The organism is [Roseibacterium] beibuensis (genome assembly GCF_039542305.1).
GTDB classification, from domain to species: Bacteria; Pseudomonadota; Alphaproteobacteria; order Rhodobacterales; family Rhodobacteraceae; genus Roseibacterium; species Roseibacterium beibuensis.
Window position 1 is genome coordinate 631,546 of sequence record NZ_BAABHW010000002.1, and the last position, 22,659, is coordinate 654,204.

Annotated in this window: 22 protein-coding genes; 7 read left to right on the forward strand and 15 right to left on the reverse strand. The window is 65.8% G+C overall.

The genetic code is table 11. The features are described from left to right. Positions 1-40 precede the first annotated feature (40 nt). From ybeY to ABD923_RS09630, 4 genes are all read right to left on the reverse strand, one after another. Entirely contained in the window at positions 41-541 is a 501-nt protein-coding gene (ybeY, locus tag ABD923_RS09615) for an rRNA maturation RNase YbeY (protein ID WP_259550430.1), read from the reverse strand. 97 nt (positions 542-638) lie between these two features. After that, positions 639-1,646: a PhoH family protein gene (locus ABD923_RS09620; RefSeq protein WP_259550431.1), complete on the reverse strand. Its 1,008-nt coding sequence runs from the start codon at positions 1,644-1,646 to the stop codon at positions 639-641. A gap of 179 nt (positions 1,647-1,825) precedes the next feature. Beyond that, positions 1,826-2,161: a hypothetical protein gene (locus ABD923_RS09625; RefSeq protein ID WP_259550569.1), complete on the reverse strand. Its 336-nt coding sequence runs from the start codon at positions 2,159-2,161 to the stop codon at positions 1,826-1,828. Between the two features lie 5 nt (positions 2,162-2,166). Next, entirely contained in the window at positions 2,167-2,757 is a 591-nt protein-coding gene (locus ABD923_RS09630; RefSeq protein ID WP_259550432.1) for an OmpA family protein, read from the reverse strand. A 446-nt stretch (positions 2,758-3,203) separates the two neighbouring features. Here ABD923_RS09630 and ABD923_RS09635 point away from each other — a divergent pair, with 446 nt between their 5' ends. Further along, positions 3,204-3,536 carry a hypothetical protein gene (locus ABD923_RS09635; RefSeq protein ID WP_259550433.1) on the forward strand — a complete coding sequence of 111 codons (333 nt, stop codon included), beginning with the start codon at positions 3,204-3,206 and terminating at the stop codon, positions 3,534-3,536. 6 nt (positions 3,537-3,542) lie between these two features. On the opposite strand, the gene miaB is transcribed toward ABD923_RS09635, so the two are convergent. Beyond that, the gene (miaB, locus tag ABD923_RS09640) at positions 3,543-4,868 is read right to left on the reverse strand and encodes a tRNA (N6-isopentenyl adenosine(37)-C2)-methylthiotransferase MiaB (protein WP_259550434.1); all 1,326 of its coding nucleotides are present in this window, start codon (positions 4,866-4,868) and stop codon (positions 3,543-3,545) included. Positions 4,869-5,041: 173 nt separating this feature from the next. Here miaB and ABD923_RS09645 point away from each other — a divergent pair, with 173 nt between their 5' ends. Next, complete coding sequence (locus ABD923_RS09645) at positions 5,042-5,914, forward strand: hypothetical protein (protein ID WP_259550435.1); 873 nt, start codon at positions 5,042-5,044, stop codon at positions 5,912-5,914. 18 nt (positions 5,915-5,932) lie between these two features. Beyond that, a complete protein-coding gene (locus ABD923_RS09650; protein ID WP_259550436.1) occupies positions 5,933-7,111 on the forward strand; it encodes an MFS transporter in 1,179 nt (392 codons plus the stop codon). Positions 7,112-7,165: 54 nt separating this feature from the next. On the opposite strand, the gene ABD923_RS09655 is transcribed toward ABD923_RS09650, so the two are convergent. After that, positions 7,166-7,639 carry an Hsp20 family protein gene (locus ABD923_RS09655; RefSeq protein ID WP_222190903.1) on the reverse strand — a complete coding sequence of 158 codons (474 nt, stop codon included), beginning with the start codon at positions 7,637-7,639 and terminating at the stop codon, positions 7,166-7,168. Between the two features lie 148 nt (positions 7,640-7,787). Further along, positions 7,788-8,591, reverse strand: a complete 804-nt coding sequence (locus ABD923_RS09660; protein ID WP_259550437.1) for a trypsin-like serine peptidase — start codon at positions 8,589-8,591, stop codon at positions 7,788-7,790. Between the two features lie 232 nt (positions 8,592-8,823). Here ABD923_RS09660 and ABD923_RS09665 point away from each other — a divergent pair, with 232 nt between their 5' ends. Beyond that, positions 8,824-9,111, forward strand: a complete 288-nt coding sequence (locus tag ABD923_RS09665; RefSeq protein ID WP_259550438.1) for a hypothetical protein — start codon at positions 8,824-8,826, stop codon at positions 9,109-9,111. A 21-nt stretch (positions 9,112-9,132) separates the two neighbouring features. Here ABD923_RS09665 and glcF read toward each other — a convergent pair whose 3' ends face one another. The 3 genes from glcF to ABD923_RS09680 form a co-directional block, all read right to left on the reverse strand. Next, complete coding sequence (gene glcF, locus ABD923_RS09670) at positions 9,133-10,461, reverse strand: glycolate oxidase subunit GlcF (RefSeq protein ID WP_259550439.1); 1,329 nt, start codon at positions 10,459-10,461, stop codon at positions 9,133-9,135. A gap of 3 nt (positions 10,462-10,464) precedes the next feature. Then, positions 10,465-11,586, reverse strand: a complete 1,122-nt coding sequence (locus tag ABD923_RS09675; protein WP_259550570.1) for an FAD-binding protein — start codon at positions 11,584-11,586, stop codon at positions 10,465-10,467. A gap of 85 nt (positions 11,587-11,671) precedes the next feature. Next, on the reverse strand, positions 11,672-13,111 hold the full coding sequence (locus ABD923_RS09680) for an FAD-linked oxidase C-terminal domain-containing protein (RefSeq protein ID WP_259550441.1): 1,440 nt from the start codon (positions 13,109-13,111) through the stop codon (positions 11,672-11,674). Positions 13,112-13,242: 131 nt separating this feature from the next. On the opposite strand from ABD923_RS09680, the gene ABD923_RS09685 reads away from it, so the two are divergent. Further along, complete coding sequence (locus ABD923_RS09685; protein ID WP_259550571.1) at positions 13,243-13,653, forward strand: CopD family protein; 411 nt, start codon at positions 13,243-13,245, stop codon at positions 13,651-13,653. Positions 13,654-13,689: 36 nt separating this feature from the next. Further along, on the forward strand, positions 13,690-14,046 hold the full coding sequence (locus tag ABD923_RS09690) for a hypothetical protein (protein WP_259550442.1): 357 nt from the start codon (positions 13,690-13,692) through the stop codon (positions 14,044-14,046). A 4-nt stretch (positions 14,047-14,050) separates the two neighbouring features. Here the strand turns inward: ABD923_RS09690 and ABD923_RS09695 are convergent, their stop codons facing one another. From ABD923_RS09695 to ABD923_RS09710, 4 genes are all read right to left on the reverse strand, one after another. Continuing rightward, the gene (locus tag ABD923_RS09695; protein ID WP_259550443.1) at positions 14,051-16,123 is read right to left on the reverse strand and encodes a hypothetical protein; all 2,073 of its coding nucleotides are present in this window, start codon (positions 16,121-16,123) and stop codon (positions 14,051-14,053) included. A gap of 2 nt (positions 16,124-16,125) precedes the next feature. After that, the gene (locus tag ABD923_RS09700; RefSeq protein ID WP_259550444.1) at positions 16,126-18,885 is read right to left on the reverse strand and encodes a DUF4159 domain-containing protein; all 2,760 of its coding nucleotides are present in this window, start codon (positions 18,883-18,885) and stop codon (positions 16,126-16,128) included. A gap of 103 nt (positions 18,886-18,988) precedes the next feature. After that, on the reverse strand, positions 18,989-19,882 hold the full coding sequence (locus ABD923_RS09705) for a DUF58 domain-containing protein (RefSeq protein ID WP_259550445.1): 894 nt from the start codon (positions 19,880-19,882) through the stop codon (positions 18,989-18,991). Then, on the reverse strand, positions 19,879-20,901 hold the full coding sequence (locus tag ABD923_RS09710) for an AAA family ATPase (protein WP_259550446.1): 1,023 nt from the start codon (positions 20,899-20,901) through the stop codon (positions 19,879-19,881). Before ABD923_RS09710 ends, ABD923_RS09705 begins: the two co-directional genes overlap by 4 nt. 61 nt (positions 20,902-20,962) lie before the next feature. Between ABD923_RS09710 and ABD923_RS09715 the strand changes: the two genes are divergently transcribed. Then, positions 20,963-21,613, forward strand: a complete 651-nt coding sequence (locus ABD923_RS09715) for a DUF1285 domain-containing protein (RefSeq protein WP_259550447.1) — start codon at positions 20,963-20,965, stop codon at positions 21,611-21,613. A 67-nt stretch (positions 21,614-21,680) separates the two neighbouring features. Here ABD923_RS09715 and ABD923_RS09720 read toward each other — a convergent pair whose 3' ends face one another. Then, on the reverse strand, positions 21,681-22,388 hold the full coding sequence (locus tag ABD923_RS09720) for a cobalamin B12-binding domain-containing protein (RefSeq protein WP_259550448.1): 708 nt from the start codon (positions 22,386-22,388) through the stop codon (positions 21,681-21,683). Positions 22,389-22,659: the final 271 nt, after the last annotated feature.

A 22,659-nucleotide genomic window follows, 5' to 3' on the forward strand; every position in this document is an offset into this window, starting at 1 on the left:
CTTTCCAGATCTGCAAACCGGGCCTGAAACGCCCGTCACGTCAATATGGGTCAGGGACCCCCAGTCTGGCAAGGATGCGCGTCTCAAGCTGCTCCATCAATTCGGCATCTGTGTCGGTTTCGTGGTCGAATCCGAGCAAATGCAGCAGCCCGTGCACCAAAAGATGGGCGAGGTGATCGTCGAGCGGCTTGCCGGCCTCGGCGGCTTCCCGCGCGCAGGTCTCGTAGGCCAGCGCGATATCGCCCAGTTCCTCGGGCGGGCCGTCGCCAATTGGAACCGGCAGGTCGGGCATCTCGCCCGGGGTTTCGGCCCCGCGCTCTTCCGATGGCCAGGAAAGCACGTTGGTCGGCGTCGGCTTGCCCCGGAACTCGGCGTTCAGGGTCGCGATCCGGTCGTCATCGCAGGCCAGCAGGCTGACCGCAAAGCCATCCGGGTCGAGGTCGAGCTCAACCAAGGCCGCCTCGAAGGCCTTGCGGGCGAGGGTCTCCAGCGTGGTTTCGTCCCACACGTCGGCCTCGATCAGGATATCCACGTCGATCATGGGCGCCCCATAGCACCACGCCGCGCAGGCACGCCAGTCAGGACTGCGGCAACTTCACACCCCGCACGTCCCGGTCCATCAAACCGGAGGGATCCCTTTACGTGTCCTCGGCTTTCTCGTCATAGGCCTCGATGATCTTGGCGACCATCGGGTGACGCACGACATCCTTGGAGGTGAAGTAGTTGAAGCTGATGCCCTCGATCCCGCCGAGAATCCGTTCCGCCTGGACAAGGCCGCTGAGTTGCCCGCGGGGCAGGTCCACCTGGCTTCGGTCGCCGGTGATGACCATGCGGCTGCCCTGCCCCAGCCGGGTCAGGAACATCTTCATCTGCATGGTCGAGGCGTTCTGCGCCTCGTCAAGCACGACATAGGCGTTTGACAGGGTCCGTCCGCGCATGAAGGCCAGCGGCGCGATCTCGATCGTCTTTTCCTCGATCAATTTGCCCAGTTGCTTGGCGGGCAGGAAATCGTTTAGCGCGTCGTAGAGCGGCTGCATGTAGGGGTCGACCTTGTCCTTCATGTCGCCGGGCAGGAAACCCAAACGCTCGCCCGCCTCGACCGCCGGGCGCGAGAGGATGATGCGATCGACATGACCGTTGATCATCTGGTTCACGGCGACGGCCACGGCGAGATAGGTCTTGCCGGTGCCCGCAGGACCGATGCCGAAGGCCAGCTCGTTCTGGTAGAGGTTGCGGACATAGTCCTGCTGGGCGCGCGTGCGCGGTTCGATCGTCTTCTTGCGCGTGCCGATTTCCAGCGGACCGGCGCCGAACATCTCCATCTGGTCGCCGTCGCGCGCACCGGTCTCCTCGGCGGAATCGCCAAGGCGCACCATGGCGTCGATATCGCCGGGCTCGACCGATTTGCCGGATTCCAGCCGCGCATAGAGGCGCTCCAGAACGCCTGCCGCTTCCTCTCGCGCCTCTCCCAGCAGGGCAAGTTCATTGCCCCGGCGCAGGATATGCACGGAAAGGAGATGCTCGATTTGCGCGAGGTTGCGATCAAACTCGCCGCATAATTCGATCAACAGGCGATTGTCCGGAAATTCCAGCAGTCGTTCGACGGGCGGCTCGGCAGCGGGCTGCGGCAGCGTGGTGGTCGCCAAACGGGATCTCCCATCTTGAGGGTTCCGACTGGGATCAGAGTGACCGCGCCCCGCCTCGAACGCAACCTGTTGTGTGGGATGTCACGAGATTTTCTTTATCCTGTGTGTCAGGCGCCGGACCTTGCCCAAAACAAAGGCGGGCGCAAAACGCGCCCGCCGAGGAAAATTCTCGTTTGACTTCAGAAGCCGGGGGTGAAGTCCGGAATGCCCGGATTGCGGCTGATGTCGCCGACGACGTAGTTCGGCGGCGCGATATCCGTGCAAACCGGCAGACCGGACACAGGGTCGAGGCGGCGCGACCAATAGCCTTCGAGCCCATCGTCGATCATCCAGATGTGGCAGCCATCGGGGTCGATATAGATGCCGGCCTCAAGCTGACTGAGGCTGCCCGAGTCGACCCCGGTATCTTCGCCGATGGCGATCAAACGGGCATCGTCCGAACTTTGGCAGGCCGTCAGCGCGAACGCGGAAATGGCAAGGGCGACAGCCCCCCGAAGAGAGAGTTTACTGGTCATGGCGGTCACCTGTAGCACACGATTTCAACGCGACGGTTGCGCTGCATGTTCGCGGCGCTGTCATTGGGCGCAACCGGGCGGCGCTCGCCGTAACCGATCTCGCGCGCCACGCGGCCGCCGACCGAGCGGGCGACGTTGGCGACAGCGGCAGCACGGCGCTGGCTGAGGCGCATGTTGTATTCGTCCGAGGCACGGCTGTCGGTATGACCGTAGATCGCGTAGGCAAAGGCCCCCGCCGACGAGAAGAACTGGCGCAGCTGCTCACGGCCCGAAGTGGTCAGGCGCGCGCTGTCAGTGTGGAACAGCACGTCCGAGTTGGACACGGCGCAGGTGTTCACATCGAGGCAGACCGGCATCCCGGTCTCGGGGTTCACCCGACCCTCCATGTATCCTTCGAGACCCCCGTCGGCGACCCAGTGCAGGCAGCCGTCGGGATCGACCCAGAGGCCCGGTTCAACCCGTCCGGTAACGATGACAGTATCCTGCGCCGCGGCCCTATCCGCGGTCGCGATCCAGGCGCTGGCCGCGACGGCACAGATGCCCGCAGCGCGCGCGATCGCGTGTGAAACTATGGCAATCACACAAACATCCCCCATTCAAACCGGTATGCGCTTTCTAAACGTTGGTAGCCGTTCAAGAAAACGCCTTTGATTTCTTGACGATAGCATCTTTCATCCACAAAGGAAGGGGAATCTGGCCGGGCATGCGGCCGCCCCGGAAACAGCATATGGGTGATTCGAGCACTGTTGCGGCAATATGCTGTGAATTATCCCCACGAGTCCGATCCACGACCGGATTCGGTTGCACCAGGCCGGACCAAGACCCGCTTCGGAGACCGTTTGACCTGCCCTTTGTGCCAGCGGGCGCAACCAAGAGCCAGCGGGCCCGCGATTGTTTCCGCGAATGTCGAATCTTGGGGGCAAACACCTTGCGCGGTGGACCTTCGTGATATGGTCGAACGGTCGCGGACTTGAGGGAGTCGCGCGCGGCCCCGATCAGGCCGTTGCGCCAGCCCCTGATGACCGCCAACCGGGGGAAGACAATGACGTACAAGACACCACTGTTCGCGGCCATTTGCGCCGCCGGCCTTCTGGGCCCCGTTTCATCCGCCGTTGCACAGGATCACGCCTACAAAGTGCAGGCGCAACGGCAGGTCATCACGATCAGCTGCTACCGTGGGCCATGGGACGACGTGATCTGGGATCGACCGAACCCGCAATTCACCGACAGCCTGGTCGCCGCGGGCTATACGCTGCCCGAGGCCCACGCCATCGGCGAGCGGGTCTGCCGCGACCCGTCGACGGTGCATAACCCCGACGGCATGATCGCCGTCCTGAACCAGATCATCGCGCAAAGCCCGCCGGGCCGCCGTTGATCCGACTTAGCCGAGCAGTCGGCCCGACAGGGAATTCGGGCGGCTCTCTACGATCTCGACCTTGGCGATCTGCCCGGCAAGGCCCTCGGGTCCGTCCACATGCACCGCGTGGAGGTATTCCGACTTGCCGACCATCTGGCCGGGCATGCGGCCCGGTTTCTCGAACAGAACCGACACCGTGCGCCCCACCATCGCGTCCTGCGTCGCGCGCTGCTGCTTGGTGATCAGCGCTTGCAACCTTTGCAGGCGGTCGTCGGCTTCGGCTGCATCGACCATCGCGCGTTCGGCGGCGGGCGTGCCGGGGCGCGCGGAATATTTGAAGGAATAGGCCGTGCCGTAGCCCACGGTCTCGACCAGGTCGAGCGTGGCCTGGAAATCCTCTTCCGTTTCGCCCGGAAAACCGACGATGAAATCGCCCGACAGGTGCAGGTCGGGCCGCACCGCGCGAATACGCTCGATCAGGCGGATGTATTGCTCGGCCGTGTGCTTGCGGTTCATCGCCTTCAGGACCTTGTCCGACCCCGCCTGAACCGGCAGGTGCAGGTAAGGCATCAGCTTGTCGCAATCGCCATGGGCGGCGATCAGGTCGTCCTCCATGTCGTTGGGGTGCGAGGTGGTGAAGCGGATGCGATCCAGCCCGTCGATCCGCGCCATCTCGCGGATCAGCCGTGCAAGGCCCCATTCCCCGCCATCCGGGCCCGCACCGTGATAGGCGTTCACGTTCTGCCCGAGCAACGTGATCTCGCGCACGCCCCGTTCGACCAGATCACGGGCCTCGCGCAGCAGGCGGTCGGCCGGGCGGCTGACCTCGGCCCCGCGCGTATAGGGCACCACGCAGAAGGAACAGAACTTGTCACACCCTTCCTGCACGGTCAGGAAGGCGGTCGGCCCACGCTTGGGCAGGCGCGCCTTGGGGAGATGGGCGAACTTGTCTTCCTCGGGAAACTCGGTGTCGAGCGCCTTTTCCCCACGCCCGAGCGCTTCCATCATCGACGGCAGACGGTGGTAGGTCTGCGGCCCAACGACAAGGTCAACCATCGGCTGGCGGCGCATGATCTCCTCGCCCTCGGCCTGCGCGACGCAGCCCGCCACTCCGATCTTCAGATCGGGGTTCGCCTCGCGCAGCGGCTTGAACCGGCCCAACTCGGAATAGACCTTTTCCGCGGCCTTCTCGCGGATATGGCAGGTGTTCAGCAGGATCATGTCCGCGCCCTCGGGGCTCTCCACCTGCTCGTAGCCCTGCGCGCCCAGGGCCTCGGCCATGCGCTCGCTGTCGTAGACGTTCATCTGGCAGCCGTAGGTCTTGACGTAGAGTTTCTTCGTCCCGGTCATGGCGCGTGTTCCGTAAGCATTCTTTGACCCGCGGCATGTATCGCATGGGGGCAAGGCTATCAACGCCCCTCCCCTCACACCGGGTTGGGCGATTGCAAATCGGCGCGTCCGGGGCCAATCTGCGCAAAACCGCGCGGACCGGCGCGGGCGGGGCAGACACGGATCAGGCAGGCATGGATTTCGACACGCTGGATCAGTTCAAGGCAGCCCCAAAGGGGCAATACGGCAAAGGGCCCTTCGCCCTCGTCATTGCCGAGGACAGGGTCGAACTGGCCTCGACCCTCGATCACGTGCAGAGCCTTGGCTTCAAGGCGATATTCTTGCTGGCCCCCGCGGGCCTGGAGATGCCGCCGCCCCCGGCCGGCGCCGAGAAGACACGTCACATCATCCGCCATCCGTCCCGCCAACCCGGTGCCGTGACCAAGGCCGTGAACGCCCTGGCCGAGAAGGTGCCGGGTGAATGGGTGCATTACTGTTTCAACGGCGAGTACCTTTTCTACCCGTTCTGCGAGGATCGCACCGTCGGCGAGATGACAACCTGGGTGATGGAGGAACGCCGCAGCGCGATCCTGACCTATGTGATCGACCTTTATGCGCCCGACCTGAACGTTCATCCCGATGCCGTATCCCTGGACACAGCGATGCTGGACGGTTCGGGCTACTACGCCCAGACGCGCAGGAATGCCGCCGGCGACGTGATGGAGCGGCAATTGGACTTCTACGGCGGCCTGAGATGGCGGTTCGAGGAACACGTCGCCCAGCCCAAGCGCAAGATCGACCGTGTCGGCCTGTTCCAGGCCCTGCCAGGGGTTCGCCTGCGCGACGATCACACGCTGAGCGACGAGGAAATGAACACCTACACCTGTCCGTGGCACAACTCTCTGTCGGCGGCGATCTGTTCGTTCCGGGTGGCGAAGGCACTGCGCACGAACCCCGGTTCGCGTTGCGACATCTCGGATTTCAGATGGCACAAGTCGGTGCCATTTCACTGGTCGTCGCTGCAACTGATGGAACTGGGGCTGATGGAACCGGGGCAATGGTTCTGAGCCCTTGCGCCTGATCCCATGAGCGTTCTGCGCGATCCGCCCATCCTTGCGTTCATGGTCGCGCAAACCCTGATCTGGGCGGCAATCTTCTACAGCTTTCCCGCGCTTGTGCTGCACTGGCAGCAGGATTTCGGCTGGTCTGCGACAGCGGCCATGGGGGCCTTCAGCGTCGCGCTGGCGTTGCAAGGGCTGGCGGCGCCGTCCGTCGGTCGCCTGATCGACCGGGGCTTTGCGCCCCGTGGGTTTCCGATTGGCGCGGTGGGTGCTGTGGTTGGCCTTGTTGCGCTTACACAGGTTCAGGGCCTCTGGGGGTTCTACGCGGTCTGGGCGTGGCTGGGGGTGATGATGGGCTTCACGCTTTACGATGCCTGCTTTGCCATCGTGACCCGGGCGCGCGGCGCGTCGGCCCGGCAGGCGATCACCGCCATCACGCTGGTGGCGGGTTTCGCCTCGACCATCGCCTACCCTTTGACCGCTGCCGTGACCGAGGCCGCAGGCTGGCGCGCCGCCGTGTGGGTTCTGGCTGGCCTCGTCCTGGTCCTGAACATTCCGCTCGCCACATTCGCCGCCCGCCGGCTGGAGGCCGAAGCCCGCGACCGGACGCCGGTCCAGCCAGCGCAGACGCAAAGCAAGGGCCGCAGCCCGTTCGCCCGGGCAGAGTTCTGGCCGCTCGGGATCGGTTTCGCGTTCGGCGCACTTGGCACCGGTATTCTGCTCAGCCACCTGTTGCCGCTTATGGCATCGCTTGGCGTGGTGGATGCGATGGCGATCCTGGCGGCCTCTCTCATCGGTCCGGCGCAGGTGTCCGGGCGTATCATCCTGACACTGGCAGGCGCGCGCGTGCAGGCGCGGCACCTGTCGCAAGCAGCCTTCATCTTGCTGGCCTTGGCGTCCTTGGCCTTGGCCGGGGCGGCAGCGTTTCCCTGGCTGGTCCTCGCCTTCGCGGTCGGACAAGGCCTTGGCTATGGCGTCATCAGCATCCTGCGCCCGGTCGTGACCCGCGACGTCATGGGCGACGCCGGTTTCGGCGAAAGCGCGGGGGCGGTCGCGCGCCTGTCGCTTTTTTCCTTCGCCTTGGCGCCGGGCCTCGGGGCGATCCTCGTTGACCTCGCGGGCTATGGCGCAGTGATCGCGCTGTGCGTCCTGGCCCCGCTTGCCGGGGTGGTCAGCCTGCGCCGCCTGCGCGTGGCCCCCTGACGCAAAAAGGGCGGCCCGACCGGGCCGCCCTCGCAACGGTCTCGAAACACGCGATCAGGCGGTTTCGGTATCGGCAGCCTTCTCGGCCTCGATGGCCGCCGGACGCGACGAGGTGATCTCGATCTGGCGCGGCTTCAGGGCTTCGGGCACTTCGCGAACGAGATCGACATGCAGCATGCCGTTCTCATGGGTCGCACCGGTCACGCGGACATGGTCGGCCAGTTGAAAACGCTTTTCGAACGCGCGCGTCGCGATCCCGCGATGCAGGAAGGTGCGCGGCTGCTCGTCCTTGGCCTTGCGCGCGGCAATCACCAGTTCGGTCTCGCGCTGTTCGACGCTCAACTCGGCCTCGGTGAAGCCGGCCACGGCGATCGAGATGCGATAGGCATCTTCGGCGGTCTTCTCGATGTTGTAGGGCGGGTAGGTGCTGGCCGCGGTGTCTTGCGTCATTACGCGGTCGAGCAGGTCGGCCATCCGGTCAAAGCCGACAGTGGCACGGTAAAGCGGCGAAAGATCGTAGTTTCGCATGGGTCATCCTCCATTGAGCGACAACTTATGTGGGCGGCAGCCCCGACCCCGGGCGCTGCCTGAACGATACGCCGACCCGTCATTGGCGTCGGCATACGCAAAATTTGGGATCGTGTCGGACGGGTTTCAAGCCCGTTGCCGCACCGGATCAGGGACGGATGAAATGGCCTTCCAAGCGCCCGCGCCCGGTCGCGCCGGGGCGGATGATCGTGACGGCCCCGCCGGATGCGTGCCCAGCCTGCATGGCCATCAGGTCGTCCAATCGGCCCTCCAGCGCGACAGCCAGGGACATCGCGCCACCCGCACTGTCCCGCCCGCTGGCCGCCATGACCGCGATGATCTCGGGGCCATCGGCCGTCATCCGCATGACCGGCGCGCCTGAACTGCCCTGGTCGACGCGACAGGAAAGCGACCGCACGCTGTCGCGCCGCATGAGGATTTCGCACCCCTCCTCGATCGAGGCAAAGGCCTCGCGATCCTGGCCGTAGGAAACCACGGTCACCTCCGTGCGCGGCACAGCCCCCCTGCCCGACGGGATGGGTGCAATCCGCCCCGTCCGTAACGGCAGGTCCAGCTCAAGCAAGGCCAGATCCAGCGCGATCATCGACAATTCGGTGCGGTTGGCCGCGACATAGCCCGGCGAGACGTGGCTTGCCCTTACCCCTCTCAGCGCCTCGGGCCGTCCGTTTCGCAAGCCGGCCTGAAACAGAAGCGCATCATCGCTGAGGCGGGCGCCGGTCCTCGGATGATACAGGCAATGCGCCGCGGTCAGCACCAGGTCGGGTGTGATCAATGTCGCGGTGCAAAAACTGACCCCGGTGTCGAGACGACCGACCGCTTCCCACCCCCGGATGTCATCGCCGGTGGTCAGGCTATGCAAAGCGCCGTCCTGCTGCGCGAGTGCCGGAAACGCAGCAAGGACCGCCATGAGAAGGACCGAGAGGTATTTCATGCGCGGACAGGTCAGATTCGGTTGGCACGGACGGTGCCCGTGCAATCGGGCCGAATTACGGCGCCAAGAACGCTTGCGGCCATGGCTGGCCAAGCCGCCCGACGTTGACCCGGATCAAGGCCATGTTTCGTGCTTGGGCTCAGGACTTTTCAGGACACGACCTGCAATCGCCCGGATCGCGCGAGAGGAGACCGAAATGGCCCTATCCAAATAGCGCCCGACGTCTTTTTCCGTGGCCCTTTTCCTGGCCTTCATCTGCACCGCTCCGGCCGTCGCGAACGATCTGTGCCAAAGGGCGAATGACGGCGAATGTGACGATCCCACCGTCGACGGCCACATCACCTCGGCCTGCGCCCCCGGCACCGACAGCCATGATTGTGCACCCATCGCCATGGAACCGCCGGAATCGATGGAGGAGGACCTCCTCAGCGACGCCTGCCCGCCGGGCACGATCGTTGTCGACGGAAGCTGCGTCGACGAGGACCTCCTGATCGAGGAAGACGTGCCCGATGAAAAGTGAGCTTCAGCCGAAAACGGAAAACTAGCGCAGGATCGGCACCTCGGCGGCCCCATCGCGCTGCAAGGCAGGCGGCTTTGGACCGCCTGTCGCCCAGTCCAGCAACTCGACAGTGTGGACGATCGGAACCTCGGTGCCCGAACCGATCTGTATCATGCAGCCGATATTGCCTGCCGCGATCAGGTCGGGCTTGGTCATTTCCAGCGTCTCGACCTTGCGCTTCTTCAGTTCCTTCGAGATCTCCGGCTGCATCAGGTTGTAGGTCCCGGCGGACCCACAGCACAGGTGACTGTCCACCGGCTCCACGACCTTGAAGCCCGCCGCCTTCAAAAGGTCCTTCGGCAGCGTCTTGATCTGCTGCCCATGCTGCAAGGAACAGGCGGCGTGATAGGCCACCTTAAGGGGCGCGTCGCCACCGACACCCGCCCCGTCCGGCAAGCCCAGCTTCGTCACAACCTCGGAGACATCCATCGCGATACCGGCCACCGCAGCGGCGTCATCGGCCAACGCGTCCTCGCGGAACATGTGGCCGTAATCCTTCACCGTCGTGCCGCAACCGCTGGTGTTGATGACGATAGCATCGAGCCCCCCGCCCTGCATCTCGCGCGTCCAGGCGCGGATGTTCTTCGCCGCCGAGGCATGGCTTTCGTCGGATTTTCCCATGTGATGCGTCAGCGCCCCGCAACAGCCCTGCCCATCGGCGATCACGACCTCGGCCCCCAGCCGCGTCAGCAGCCGGATCGTGGCGTCGTTGATATCTGTATTCAGCGCCCGCTGCGCGCACCCCGTCATCAGGGCGACCCGCATCCGCCGCTCGCCCACCGCCGGAAAAACCTGCGCATCGTCGTTGCGGCTGACCGGCGGGATCTGCTTGGGCGCCATCTCCAGCATCGCCTTCAGCCGCGCATCCGGCATCAGGAACGCGAAAGGCCGCCCGATCTTGGCCCCGCGCAGCGCCAGACGGAACCGCCCCGGATACGGAATGATCCGCGCCAGAACCCACCGCAGCGCGCGATCCATGAAGGGGCGCTTATAGGTCTGCTCGATATACTCCCGCGCGTGATCGACAAGATGCATGTAATGCACCCCCGAGGGGCAGGTCGTCATGCAGGCAAGGCAGGACAGGCAGCGGTCGATATGCTTGACGGTTTTCTCATCCGCGGGCCGCCCGGATTCCAGCATGTCCTTGATCAGATAGATCCGCCCGCGCGGGCTATCGAGCTCGTCGCCTAGGACCTGGTAGGTCGGGCAGGTCGCGGTGCAGAACCCGCAATGCACGCAGGTGCGCAAGATCTCGTTCGAGCGCGCGGTCGTCGCGTCTTTCAACTGTTCGGGTGTAAATGTCGTCTGCATCGCTTACCCCATGAGACCCGGGTTCAGAATGCCCCGCGGATCGAATTTTTCCCGCAAACCCCGTGACAGCCGCGCCAGCGGCTCCGGTTCGTGTTGAAAGACCGGAAGCTTCGCGCGCGTCTCCGCGCTGGCCCGGACCAGGGTCGCGTGGCCATCGAAGGCGCCGAGCCGACCGCGCAAGTCGGTGCCCTCGGGCACCAGCACCCAGATCAACCCGCCGCCCCAGTCGAACATCACCTTGCCGCCGGTGCGCTCGGCGATCTCCGCGCCATCCGAGGGTTTGACGGACAGGCGCCAGACGTCCCCGGGCGTCCCGGCGAACGCCTCCACATCGCGGATCGCGCGCCATGTCGCCGCGACCTCGGCGCTGTCGGCCTCGACATGGGCTGCCCCGAACCGCTTCAACGCGTCGCCCAGCTTGCCACTGCGATAGGCCACGCTGTCGGCAAACCCCTCCAGCCGCAGCAATGTCACCGGGCCACCGTCGGCATCCGGCAGGTGCGCCGCCCCGCTCACCTCGTAGGGCGATCCAAGCGCCACCGCCATCGCCTCCACCGCCTGCGCCGGGCTGAGCCCTGGCAGAGACACCGTGGCCTGGGCGGCAGGCGCGGGCAGGACCTTGAAGCTTACTTCCGTCAGCACGCCGAGCGTGCCGTAACTTCCCGCCATCAGCTTCACGAGGTCGTAGCCGGTGACGTTCTTCATCACCCGCCCCCCGTTCTTCAGCCGCGTGCCGGACCCGTCGACGAACCGCACGCCGATCAGGCTGTCCCGGCAGGCCCCCGCCTGGATGCGCCGCGGGCCCGAGGCATTCGTGGCCACGACCCCGCCGATGGTCGGCGCACCATCTGTCCCCAGCAACGCGCGGTGATCCATCGGCTCGAAGGGCAGACGCTGGTTCTCTTCTCCCAGGACACGCTCAACCTCTGCCACCGGCGTCCCTGCCCCGACCACCAGGGTCAGCGCGCCCGGCTCGTAAAGCTCGACACCGGACAAGCGCGCAACCGATAGCGTATCGCCCTCCGACGGCCGTCCGATCGGTCGGGTGCCACCCCCCGCGATCCGCAAAGGCCCGCTGGCGGCAGCCACCATTTCGCTCAGTTCCATCTCGTCGGCAGGGGTCAGCACCACGCCCGCTCCTTCATCTTGGCAAGAAAACTCTCGGGGGAGCGCGAGGGGGCAGACAGCCCCCTCGCACGGGTCGCCGCCGTCAGGCGGCGAAACCCCTGCGTTCGGCAGAGATCGACAGCGGGAACACCTTGGCCGGGTTCAATAACCACTTGGCATCGAAAACGTCCTTCACCCGCATCTGCACCTCGAGGTCATCGGGCGCGAACTGCGTCGTCATCAGGTCGCGCTTCTCGATCCCCACGCCATGCTCGCCGGTCAGGCAGCCGCCCACCTCGACGCAGAGTTTCAGGATCTCGGCGCCGAAGGCTTCGCAGGTTTCCAGGTCGCCCGGCTTGTTCGCGTCGAACAGGATCAGCGGGTGCATGTTGCCGTCGCCCGCATGGAACACGTTGGCCACGTCCAGCCCGAATTCCTCGGACATCTCGCCGATCCGCTTCAGGACATAGGGCAGCGACGACACCGGGATGGTCCCGTCAAGGCACATGTAATCGTTGATATTACCCATCGCGCCGAAGGCCGATTTCCGGCCCAGCCAGATGCGCGCCGCCTCGTCCGCCGATTGCGCCTCGCGCAATTCCACCGGGTTGTGGCGCCGCGCGATCTGGGTGATGACGCCAAGCTGCTCGGCGATCTCGGCCTCCGAGCCTTCGACCTCGACGATCAGCAGCGCCTCGCAATCGGGATAGCCCGCCTTGGCGAATGCCTCGGTTGCGCGGATGCAGGGCCGGTCCATGAACTCGATGGCCACCGGCAGCACGCCCGCCTTGATGATGTCGCTGACGCATTCGCCCGCGACCTCGTTGCTGTCATAGCCGATCAGAACGGGCCGGGCGCCCTCGGGCTTGCGCAGGATGCGCAACGCCGCCTCGGTCACGACGCCCAACTGCCCCTCTGAGCCGCAGATCAGCCCCAGCAGGTCATAGCCCGCCGCGTCCAGATGCGCGCCCCCGATCTCGAGGATCTCGCCCTCCATCGTGACCATGGTCACGCCCAGCAGGTTATTCGTCGTCACGCCGTATTTCAGGCAATGCGCCCCGCCGGAATTCATCGCGATGTTGCCCGCGATCGCGCAAGCCAACTGGCTGGAGGGGTCGGGCGCATAGAAGAAATCTTCCTGCTCCACCGCACCGGTCACGCTCAGGTTGGTGCGGCCCGATTGAACGCGGATGAAGCGGTTGTCGTAATCGACTTCCAGCACACGGTTCATGCGGGCCACGCCCAGGATCACGCTGTCAGCCGTGGGCAGTGCCCCCCCGGCCAGCGAGGTCCCTGCCCCACGGGGCACAACGGGCACGCCTTCCTCGTGGCAGATCTTCAGAACGGCCGCCACCTCCTCGGTCGTCGAGGGCAGAACCGCCGCGAGGGGTGGGCATTTGTAGGCCGTCAGCGCGTCGCATTCATAGGCGCGCGTCTCGACATCGTCATGGATGACCGCCGTCTTCGGCAGAACCGATTGCAATCTCTGCACGATCCGGTCCTTGCGGGACAGGATGTCCATATCGGGTGCAGGCATCTCCATGGGCGGTCCTCCTCCGTGTCGCCTAGGAATTGGTAAAGAAATATAACCAATAATGCTTCAAGGCAATGAAAATCACCCTGGGACATTCTCGCATCTTGCAGATCGGGCCGCCCGGCGTCACTGGTGACGGCATGGAATGGATCAAAGTTCTGCATTTGTTGTGCGTTCTCGGGTGGATGACCGGCATCTTCGCGGTGCCGCGTGCGCTGATTTACTGGAAACGTGAGTATGCAAAGCTGGGTGAGTTCGGGCCGACGGGCGACCTGACCATTCGCCTGTACCGCTTTTCGCTCGGCCTTGGCGTGATTGCGATTCTGTCGGGCCTCTACCTGTTCTGGTGGTGGGGCTTTCCGACCTGGGCCTGGGCGAAACTGGGGCTCGTGACGGCGCTGGCGGTGCATTACGGCTGGACCGGGCGATTGGTGCTGCGCGCGCGCCGGGGTGAATTCGACGAAAGCGATTTCTACCTGCGTGTTTTCAACGAGATCAGCGTTCTGGCGGTGATCGTCGTGCTCTTCCTGGTGGTGTTCAAGCCGTTTTGATCCGGGCGGTCGAGGGCGACGTGCTAGGCTTCGCCCATGGTCCGCGCCCTTTTTCTCAGCTTCACCCTCTCTGCAACGGCCGCAAAGGCTGACCCTGCCGCCATCATCGATGTCATGGCCGAGCGCGGCGAAACCGGCTGGCGCTTCGCGGTCACGCTGCGCCATGGCGACACGGGCTGGGATGACTACGCCGATGGCTGGCGGATCGAAACCCTCTCAGGCGAGGTTCTTGGCACCCGCGAGTTGCTCCACCCGCATGTGGAGGAACAGCCCTTCACACGATCCCTGTCGGGCGTCGCGATCCCGGCGGAGGTGACCGAGGTCATGATCCGCGCCCGTACGACTGTCGAAGGATGGGACAGGGCCAGTTTTGGCCCGGTCCTTTTGGATTGACCCGCTACTGACGCCCTTCGCGCAGCCACCCCGCCAGCATCAGGCCCGCCGCGATCAGCAGGAAGAGCCATGCAGAGATAAGCGGCGTGACCGTGATATCGGTCGTCAGGTAAGCCTCGCGCGTTGTCAGCCCGATCCACCCCCGGCCCGAGGCGTTGCGCCCCTCGGAGACCCGGCGCAGGTCGGGCAGACCGTCTTCAAGCCGCAGGATACCGCCGGACAGGGGCGTGACCACCTCGGTCAGGCGATCGCCTGAGGCAATGGTCTCTTCGAATTCGCGCGGGGCCGCGGGGCCAAGCGCGATGACCGTGTCCAGAAGGCCGTCGGTCAGGCGATAAAGCCCCTGCTCGGCGCCTTCGATCTCGGCGGTGAAGCGGCCCGGTGCGGTTTCCTCCAGCGTCACCACTTCTTCGGTGCCATCGGGCGCGGTCACGATCACCTCGCCCACCGCGTTGGCCAGTGTCCGCCGCGTGATGGTGATGGTCTGACCGTCGGCCTCGGCCACCAGCGCCTCTTCCTCGAGGTCAGGCTCGCCCATCATCCAGTGCGCCAGCCGGCGCAGCAGTTCCAGCTGTGGACCGCCCCCCTCGTAGCCGCGATCCCAGAGCCAGGCATTGTCCGAGGCAAGCTCGGCCACGCGGCCTTCTCCGACGCGGTCCAGCATCAGAAGCGGCGCACCCTCGGCCCCGACCATCACCGTCTGTCCACCGCGTTCCTGCAACTCGATCTGACGGAACCAACGCCCCCACGGCGCCTCGCTATCGGGCAGCGGCGTGTGCTCGGCCTCCAGCCCCGCTGTCACCGGATGACGCTGCCCCAACTCGGAAATCTCGGGCAGGAACGGAGCCGAGATCACGCGTGCCGTCGGCTCGCCCGGCAGGATATCGGCCAGAGGCGTCCGGTAGAGGGAGGCCGCCGAGGCAAAGTCCGGCCCCGCCGCCAGCAGGAGCGCGCCGCCGTCTTCGACGTAACGCCGGATATTGTCGATATAGAGCATCGGCAGGATGCCGCGCCGCTGGTAGCGGTCGAAGATGATCAGGTCGAACTCGTCCACCGCCTCCATGAACAACTCCCGCGTGGGGAAGGCGATCAGCGAGAGTTCCGATACCGGCACGCCATCCTGTTTGTCGGGCGGGCGCAGAATGGTGAAATGAACAAGGTCCACAGCCGGGTCCGACTTCAGGAGGTTGCGCCACGTCCGCTGGCCCGGATGCGGCTCGCCCGAAACCAGCAGGACGCGCAGCCGGTCGCGGATGCCGTTGATCTGCACCACGGCGGCGTTGTTGCGGTCCGTCAACTCGCCCTCGGCCTCGGGCACCGTGAACTGCACGACGTTTTGCCCGGCATGGTCCAGCGTCAGGGGCAGTTCCAGCGTTTCACCAACCGGCACCAGGTAGCTTTGCGGTTCGCCGCCATCGATGGCGATCTCGATCTCGGAGCGGCCGGCAAGCTCGGCAGGCACCGCGCCCTGGTCCTCGATCCGCAGGCGCAGGGTGAATTCCTCGTCGATGATGGCGAAGGCTGGGGCCGTCTCGATGACGAGGCGCCGGTCCCAATCCCCTTCGCGCCCCGTCAGCAGGGCGTGGATCGGGGCGGGCATGTCGGGCACCAGATCGGCATCGTGGAGCTGCCCATCCGTCAGCAGGATGGCCCCGGCGACGCGCGCCCGCGGTTCCTCTGCCATCATGCGGCTGAGTTCGGCCATCAGAAGCGTGCCGGCATTGTCCGCGGCATCCCCCACGGATGAGACGCGCAGTTCCATCCCCAGACCGGCCACTTCGCGTTCCAGCCCCTCAAGCGCCTCGGCGGTCTGGCTTTCGCGGTCCGACAGGCGCTGGCTTGCCGATTGGTCGATCACGACCAGCACGATGTCAGAGAGCGGTTCGCGGTCTTCCGATTGCAGCGACGGGTTGAGAAGCGCCGCCAGCAGCGCCGCCCCGGCCAGCAGGCGATAGGGCCAGCCGGAAAGCCCCCGCCAGACGGACAGGGCCACGACCAACAGCACCGCCCCCCCGAGCGCATAAAGCACCGGCATCGGCAAAAGCGGGTCGATCAGGACTTGGCGTGCGAAATCCATGCTTACTGCCCCAACCGGTCAAGAAGTGCGGGCACATGCACCTGGTCGGATTTGTAGTTGCCCGACAGCACATGCATCACGAGGTTCACACCGAAGCGGTAGGCAATCTCGCGCTGGCGATCGCCCGTCATGCCCCGCCCGACCGGGAACATGGGACGGCCCATGTCATTCACCGCCCAGGCCGCGGCCCAATCGTTGCCGCCGATCAGCACCGGCGTCACGCCATCGTTGAGGTTGCGAAACGGCATGCCCTCGATCTGTTCGGCATCGGGCGGCGCGGCCTCGACCCAGACATCGGGGCTCGTGTGGCGGCCCGGGAAATGCTGAAGCAGGTAGAAGGTGCGCGTCAGAACATGATCCTCGGGGATCGGCTCCAGCGGCGGAATATCGAGCGGCGCGGCCAGCGCACGCAGATGCCGCCCCTCGGGCGTGCCCGACCCGAAGCCGCCGATATGCGCGTCGCGCGTGTCGAAGACGATCATTCCGCCCCCGCGCAGGTAGTCGTTCAGCCGTCGGTAGGCCTCGGGCGAGGGAAGCGGCTGATCGACCGATACCGGCCAGTAGAGCATCGGGAAAAAGGTCAGCACATCGCTTTCCAGGTCGACCCCCATGGGCGCGGCCGGTTCCACCGAGGTGCGCTGCCACAACACGTTCGAAAGGCCCGTGAGGCCCGCGCGACTGACCTCGTCCAACTCGGCATCCCCTGTCAGGACATAGGCGAGGGTGACTTCCGACGTCGCCAGAAGCGCCAACTCGTCCTCGATGGACAGGTCCTGCGCCTGCGCGTCCGGTGCAAGGATCAAACAGGCGGCAAGGATGGCCGCGCCGCGCGACAGGCCCGACAGCCGCCCCGCCAGCCACAGGGCGGCGATCGCGTCGATCAGGAGAAGGATCAACGCCCCTGTCAGGAACGCCGCCATCAGGTCGGTCGGGGCAATCATCGTCATCCCCTCGACGGGGATGCGCGCGGGCCATGACGCAGCACGCAGCGTCATGCCGTCGGTGATGACGTTGCGCGCGATCCGGCGCTCTCCGTCGGAATAAAGCCCCGGCAGAAGGTCGGCGGTCAGAGGCGCATCAGCCAGGTCCTCTCCGGCCACGCCGGGCCGGGTCCCTGCATCGCGCAGGATGCCGAAGCCATCGAGCACCTCTTCCGGCACCCAGGTCGTGCCTTCGAGATCCGCCGCATCCGGCACCGCGGGGCGGGTGGACACCGCCAACCGCTCCAGCATCTGCACGAACAGGCCAGACAACGGCAAGGTCGACCACTCGGCATTCGCCGTGACGTGGAACAGGACCACGCTGCCCTGCCCCAGCGCGGCGCGCGTGACCAGCGGCGTGCCATCAGACAGAGAGGCGATGGTGCGCTCGGACAGGGTCGGATCGGGCTGTGCCATGACCTGCGAGGAGACGCGCACATCCTCGGGGATGGTCAGGCCGTAAAAGGGCGAGGTTTCGTCGAACGGCCGCAGCGCCTTGGGCTCCCCCCACGACATCGCGCCGCCAACCGTGCGCCCCCCCGCGCGCAGTCGCACGGGCATCAGCGGTCCGACTTCCTCCCGCGCGAGGTCCGAGGCCGCGATCCGCGGTCCGGCAAAGCGCAGGAGCAAGCCGCCGTTCTCGACCCAGGCGATCAGGTCCTCTTCCACATCCGCCGAGATCGTTGCGACATCCGCAAGGATCATGACGTCGGGGCTGGCCAGCAGCATGTCCGACAGCGTGCCTTCCATCAGGTCCGCCGTCGGGGCGAGGGCCTGCCGCAGGTAGTGCAAGGGCGACAGGAGCGCTTGCCCCTCGTCCTCGCCGCCTGCCGCGATCAGGGCGACCTCGCGGCGTTGCAGACCGTCATCGGCCAGGGCCACGGCCCCGGCCGAACGTTCGCCCGCCACTTCGAACCGCGTGATGCGGTTGCGCAATTCCGGCGGCAGGTCGAACACCGCGTCGGTCTCCATCACACCGCCCTCGAACGTGACCGTCTCGCGCGCCAGGTCGCGGGGGATGCCTGCGGGGTCGAGGCCATGGGCGACCACCGTCACGTCGCGCGGGCCCGTGCCGCCCTGCCGCATCAGGGGCGTGCGGATCGTGCCATCCTCGAACCGGGCGGGGGCTAGCGCCACCACGTCCCGTGCCCCCTGGAACACCGACACCGGGCCGAGGTCTTCGAAGGCGTCCAGCAGGTCGTCGCGCCCGGCATGGGCCAACCCATCGGAAAACCAGAGCACCTCCAGCCCTGCATCCAGGTTTGCAGCCCAGTCTGCCGCAGCTTGGAAATCCGGGACGTAGGGGGCCGGCTCCAGGGAGGCCATGCGCGCGGTCCAGCTTCCCGCGGATTGCAGGGGCAGGTCCCCGGCCGGGAGGTCGGTGAGTTGGACAAGCGCCACGGTGCGTCCCGCGCGCCCGGCCTCTTCCAAGGCGAGGCGGGCGCGATCCAGCCGGGCCGGCCAATCGCGGGCCGATGCCCAGGAACTGTCCATGACGAGAAGGAGTGTTCCGTCTCCGGCGCGGTCCTGCTGTGGGTTCAGCACAGGCCCCGCGAAACCGATGATCGCGGCAGCCACGGCCAGCATCCGCAACAGGAGCAGCCACCACGGCGTCTTGTCCGTCTGGCTTTCGTCGTCTTTCAGACCCAGAAGAAGCGCGACCCCGGGAAAGCGCCGCCGGATTGGTGCGGGCGGCACGGCGCGCAAGAGCCACCACAGGACCGGCAAGGCGATCAGCGCCGTCAAAAGCAGCGGCGTGGTGAAGGCCAGCGACCCGATCATGCGCGCACACCCCTGCTCGACGCGAGGCACGTTTTTCTCGAGAAAAACGGCACGATTTCCTCAAGGAAATCGACCCGGAAAACTCGAGTTTTCCGCCCCCCGCTCATGCCCGCACCTTTTCCAGTGCGCGGTAGAGCCATAGCAGCGTGGGTTCGGCGGGCTGGTCCGTGTGATGGATCGTGAAGCGCCAACCGGTGCGCCGCGTCGCGCGGTCCAGCCGGTCCTTACGCTCCGCCAGTCGCCCAAGATACTCTTCGCGCAGGGATTTCGCCTTGAGCGTCTCGAACCGGATCGCACCGGACATCGATTCGAACACCGTGCGCCCGTCGTAGGGAAAGGCCTCTTCATCCGGGTCGAGGACCTGCACCAAGGCGCCCTTCACGCCGCGATCCGCCGCACGGCCCAGAACCTCTTCGATCGGCGCCGGATCGCCGAGGAAATCGGAAAAGAACACCGCCCGGCTGCCCATCGGCATCACCTTGGGGCGCGGCACGCCGTAATCCCCGGCCTCGTGCCCATCCATCAGGGCCTGCGCCATCCGCATCAACTGGCCACGCCCGCCGCGGGGCGGCTCGTTCAGATGGGTCAGGCCAACCCGCTCGCCGCCATGCACGGCCAGAATGCCGACCGCCATGGCCAGTGTCTGCGCGCGGCGCAGCTTGGAGGGGCGCGACTTGGCCCCCGTGAAGGTCATCGAGGCCGCATCGTCGACACCCAGCATCACCGATTGCGCCGCCTGCCATTCCGTCTGACGCAGGAAATGCCCATCCGACCGGGCCGAGCGGCGCCAATCAATGGACCGCATCGCATCGCCCGCCTCGGCCGGGCGGTATTGCCAAAACTCGTCGCCCGTGCCCGCCCGCTTGCGGCCATGCGTTCCCAGAAGGACCGTCGCCGCCAGATGCTGCGCATCGGCCATGAGCGCGGGCAAGGTGCCTGCCAGCGCCTCGGAGCGTGATCGCAGCGTGTCCGGCGTATGAAGGGCGGATTGGCTCAAGCCGCGGCCTCGACATGGGTGACGCGCGCCGTGACCTCGTCGATGACCTGCTCCAGCACGCGGCCCTCGGCCCGCGCGGCGAAGCTCAGCGCCATGCGGTGCGACAGGACCGGACGGGCCAGGGCCGCCACGTCGTCGACCGAGGGGGCAAGCCGTCCGTCCAAGACGGCACGCGCCCGCGCCGTCAGCATCAGGGCCTGCGCCGCCCGCGGCCCGGGGCCCCAAGCGACCGAGGATTTCACCACGTCGGGCGCTTCCTCGCTTTCGGGGCGACAGCCGCGCACCAGGTCGAGGATCGCCTCGACCACGGCCTCGCCCACAGGCATTTGGCGCACCAGTTTCTGCGCCGCGATCAGCGACGGGCCATCGAAGACCTGGTGGGCGGTCGCCTGCTCGGTGCCCGTTGTCGCGATGAGAATGCCGCGTTCCGTCTCGCGATCCGGGTAATCGACGTCGATCTTCACCAGGAACCGGTCAAGCTGCGCTTCGGGAAGGGGATAGGTGCCTTCCTGCTCGATCGGGTTTTGCGTGGCGAGAACGTGGAACGGCGCGGGCAGCGGGCGATGCTCCCCGGCGATGGTCACTTCGCGCTCCTGCATTGCCTGGAGAAGCGCCGACTGCGTCCGCGGGCTGGCGCGGTTGATCTCGTCGGCCATCAGAAGCTGGCAGAAGATCGGCCCCTCGATGAAGCGGAACGACCGGGTGCCATCGGCGCCCGTCTCAAGCACTTCGGATCCGAGGATGTCAGCCGGCATCAGGTCTGGCGTGAACTGAATGCGGTTCTCGCTCAGGCCCATCACCGTCGACAGCGTATCGACCAACAACGTTTTCCCCAGCCCTGGCAAACCCATCAGCAGCGCGTGCCCCCCCGACAGCATCGCGGCCAGCGACAGGTCGACCACCTGCTCCTGCCCGATGATGCGGGTTGCGATGGACGTCTTGGCCTCGGCCAACCGCTGCCCCAACGCCTCGATCTCGGCCACGAGGGTTTCCGGCGACGAAGTGGGGGTGTCGACCATGGCAAAGCTCCGCGCAATGAATATGTAGATACAGGTAACAGACCTATTCCGCCGATCACAAATGGCAAAAGCCGGAAGGGGACAAATCATCGTGACCCGCCAGAGCGACCAATCCGCCACTGCGACGACCGACACCGCCGCCAAGCCCGGCCCCGACAGCCTGATCGCCGCTGCGAAACAGGCGCAGAAGGAGGGCAAGCTTCCGCCCGTCGATCAATGGGATCCACCGTTTTGCGGCGATCTCGACATGGAGATCAAACGCGACGGGACGTGGTTCTACGAGGGCACGCCGATCGGGCGCAAACCGCTGGTGCGGCTGTTCTCGACCATCCTCAAGCGCGAGGGCGACGCCTATTTCCTCGTCACGCCTGTCGAGAAAGTGGGCATCCGGGTCGAGGACGCGCCCTTCGTCGCCGTCGATTTCGAGGCCGCGGGCGAGGGCCCGGCGCAGGTCATCACCTTCAAGACCAATGTCGGAGACACCGTGATCGCGGGCCGCGAAAATGCGATCCGCGTGGTCCGTGACGCAAATGGCGAGCCCTCGCCCTATGTGCACGTTCGCGCCGGCCTCGAGGCCCTGATCGACCGCAAGAGCTTTTATCGGCTTGTCGATCTGGGCGAGGCGCACGAGGTCGAGGGCGAGGACTGGTTCGGTGTCTGGTCGACAGGCGAATTCTTCAAGATCATTCCCGTAGCCGAGCTCGATCTTTGAAAATCCCCGCCACGCTCCTGGCCTGATGCGGTCAGGAGTCTGCGCATGAGGTTGCGGGGGCAGCGCGCTAGGACGTGACGCGCCCTTCGATCCGCTGCAAGGCGGCCTCGGCCTCCTGGAACGACGCGACATAGCCATCGACCGTCGGCACACCGGCCAATTCGCTCGGCTTCGTCACGATCTGTCCCGCCAATACCAGGTGGGCCGCCGGGCGAACCCTGCGCAGGTCCTCGATCAACCGGATCAGCGCCGGGCGCGAATGCAGGCCCGAGCATGACACGCCGATCACGCCGCGATCATCGCGCGTCAGACGGTCGACGAGTTCTTCGTGGCTCATGCCCACAAGCAGGCTGACATCCCATCCGTTTCGGCGAAACAGGTCCGCGGCCATCATCACGCCAAGGGTATGCTCTTCACCGGGCACGGCACAGAACACCGCGCCGCGCGACGGGTGATGCGTCACCCGCTTCCGCGGAGGCGGCAACTGGCGCATGATCGACTGGATACGCGCGCTCGCCATGGTGACCTCGGTGAAGGGCAGCGTATCCGCTTCCCACATTTCGCCAAGGCGTCGGGCGGCCGCCGCAAGGTGATCGACGCAGATGTCTTCGACCGAGACCCCTGCCGCGATCAAATCGTTCACGATGGCCTCCGCCGACTCGTCATCGACATCGCACAGCGCGCAAACCAATGCGGCCGTCAGGGGGGAGCCAAGTGCGCGCTGGACCTCTTCGGATATCTCGCTGATCTCCTTGTCGCGACAGATCCGTTTCATGGCGCAGGCCACCAAGGCGGATACTGCATCTTCCCCCGGCATCGGCTTCGCCGTCGACCGAAGATCAGGTTTTCCGGCCCGTTGCACCGGGTCGAAACGGTCGTTCGAATGTAGCGTCACGGTCTGATCTTTCTGCGTGTGCGCGGCGCCGGGTTCATGCCCGGGCGACCGCGCGCTGTCCTCCGGATTGAAGAGCAGCGTAATGCAGACAATGTGTCAATCAATATTGACAGTGTGATTTTTTCTTTACACCCGGAAACCCCCACAGCCG

Bases quoted from the DNA above. Each gene is read 5' to 3' on its own strand.
- ybeY (WP_259550430.1), bottom strand. From the start codon at position 541: ATGATCGACGTGGATATCCTGATCGAGGCCGACGTGTGGGACGAAACC.
- ABD923_RS09625 (WP_259550569.1), bottom strand. From the start codon at position 2,161: ATGACCAGTAAACTCTCTCTTCGGGGGGCTGTCGCCCTTGCCATTTCC.
- ABD923_RS09630 (WP_259550432.1), bottom strand. From the start codon at position 2,757: ATGGGGGATGTTTGTGTGATTGCCATAGTTTCACACGCGATCGCGCGC.
- ABD923_RS09635 (WP_259550433.1), top strand. From the start codon at position 3,204: ATGACGTACAAGACACCACTGTTCGCGGCCATTTGCGCCGCCGGCCTT.
- miaB (WP_259550434.1), bottom strand. From the start codon at position 4,868: ATGACCGGGACGAAGAAACTCTACGTCAAGACCTACGGCTGCCAGATG.
- ABD923_RS09645 (WP_259550435.1), top strand. From the start codon at position 5,042: ATGGATTTCGACACGCTGGATCAGTTCAAGGCAGCCCCAAAGGGGCAA.
- ABD923_RS09650 (WP_259550436.1), top strand. From the start codon at position 5,933: ATGAGCGTTCTGCGCGATCCGCCCATCCTTGCGTTCATGGTCGCGCAA.
- ABD923_RS09655 (WP_222190903.1), bottom strand. From the start codon at position 7,639: ATGCGAAACTACGATCTTTCGCCGCTTTACCGTGCCACTGTCGGCTTT.
- ABD923_RS09660 (WP_259550437.1), bottom strand. From the start codon at position 8,591: ATGAAATACCTCTCGGTCCTTCTCATGGCGGTCCTTGCTGCGTTTCCG.
- glcF (WP_259550439.1), bottom strand. From the start codon at position 10,461: ATGCAGACGACATTTACACCCGAACAGTTGAAAGACGCGACGACCGCG.
- ABD923_RS09680 (WP_259550441.1), bottom strand. From the start codon at position 13,111: ATGGAGATGCCTGCACCCGATATGGACATCCTGTCCCGCAAGGACCGG.
- ABD923_RS09685 (WP_259550571.1), top strand. From the start codon at position 13,243: ATGGAATGGATCAAAGTTCTGCATTTGTTGTGCGTTCTCGGGTGGATG.
- ABD923_RS09690 (WP_259550442.1), top strand. From the start codon at position 13,690: ATGGTCCGCGCCCTTTTTCTCAGCTTCACCCTCTCTGCAACGGCCGCA.
- ABD923_RS09695 (WP_259550443.1), bottom strand. From the start codon at position 16,123: ATGGATTTCGCACGCCAAGTCCTGATCGACCCGCTTTTGCCGATGCCG.
- ABD923_RS09700 (WP_259550444.1), bottom strand. From the start codon at position 18,885: ATGATCGGGTCGCTGGCCTTCACCACGCCGCTGCTTTTGACGGCGCTG.
- ABD923_RS09710 (WP_259550446.1), bottom strand. From the start codon at position 20,901: ATGGTCGACACCCCCACTTCGTCGCCGGAAACCCTCGTGGCCGAGATC.
- ABD923_RS09715 (WP_259550447.1), top strand. From the start codon at position 20,963: ATGGCAAAAGCCGGAAGGGGACAAATCATCGTGACCCGCCAGAGCGAC.
- ABD923_RS09720 (WP_259550448.1), bottom strand. From the start codon at position 22,388: ATGAAACGGATCTGTCGCGACAAGGAGATCAGCGAGATATCCGAAGAG.